Genomic DNA, 1,295 nt, shown 5'->3' with positions numbered 1-1,295 from the left:
ACCGCGGTGCGGTCGTCGGACCGCACGGCCGTCGCCTCCGCCGCCGCGAACCGCTCCTCCGCCTCGTCCCACAGCCCCGACTCCAGCAACGCCGTCCCGCAGGTGATCGAGTGCAGCGCGGCGATGCGCGCGCTGCCCGCCGCGCTCTCCAGCTCCAACGCCTCCCGGGCGAACGGCAACGCCTCGCGCGGCAGACCGGACTCGACGTAGTTCGCCGCCAACCCCGCCAACACCGAGCTGCGCACCTGCACCGGCGTGCCGTCGTCGCACGCGGCCAGCGCCGCCCGGTTGTGCCGCACCGCCTCCGCCAACCGCCCGCGCCGCCGCGCGATCAACCCCGCCTGCGCCAGCGACCGCACCTCCAGCGCCCGGTCACCCATCCGGGCGGCCAACGCCCGCTGCTCGGTCAGCAGGTCCACCGCCTCGTCGAGCCGGTCCCGCTCCACCACGCTCGCGATCAGCGCCGTCAGCACCTTCGCGTGCAGCTCGTCCGGCAGCCCGGCACGCACCCCGGCCGCCGTGCGCACCACCTGTTCGCGCTCCCGGTTGCCGGACAACCCCAGGTAACCCACCAGCCGCAGCGCCAGCCGCGCCGCCCGGTCGGCCGAGCCCAGCTCCACCGCCTCCCCGACCAACCCCACCAGGGTGCGCCGCTCGACGTCCAACCACGCCTTCGGCGCGCGGCGGACGTACTCCAGGGCCTGCGGCGGCGCGGCCGGCACCGCCACCCCCGCACCGGCCAGCATCCCGTGGCCGAGCAGGTCGTCCGCCTCACCCACCAATCCCGTCCACGAGTCCACCAACGACACCCGCAGCGCGAGCAGCTCGTCGGCCGGGTCCTCCTCGGCGGCCCGTTCGGCGGCGAACTCCGACACCAGGTCGTGCAACCGGAACCGCTGCTGCCCCACCGCGTCCACGCCGGACGGTTCCAGCAGGTGCACGTCGACCAGCTGGTCCACCGAGTCCGGCGACCCGCCCAACTGCCGCACCACCCACTCGGGCACGTCCGCCGGCACCACCCCCAACCGCCGCAACAACGCCCGCGCCCCCGCGTCCAGCACCCGGTAGCTCAACCCGATGCTCGCCCGCACGTCCATGTCCTCGACGGCCAGCTCCCCCAACCGCCCCCGCTCCGCCCGCAGCCGCGCCGCGAATCCCGACAACGACCACCCCGGACGCGTCGACAACCGCGCCGCCGCGATCGCCACCGCCAACGGCAGGTTCCCGCACGCCGCGACCACAAGGAGGTCCGGGAGGCCGCCGAGGTCCAGCGCGGCGGGTCCGGGAAACCGACC

General features: G+C 75.8%; 1 protein-coding gene. It reads right to left on the bottom strand.

Going from position 1 to position 1,295, the window contains the following annotated elements:
* A partial coding sequence (locus AB0G02_RS40755; RefSeq protein WP_360806066.1) for a tetratricopeptide repeat protein occupies positions 1-1,295 on the bottom strand: 1,295 nt, incomplete at both ends.

It is taken from the genome of Actinosynnema sp. NPDC023658 (assembly GCF_040639995.1).
Classification (GTDB): Bacteria; Actinomycetota; Actinomycetes; order Mycobacteriales; family Pseudonocardiaceae; genus Actinosynnema.
This window is presented reverse-complemented; position numbering and strand designations above follow the sequence as displayed.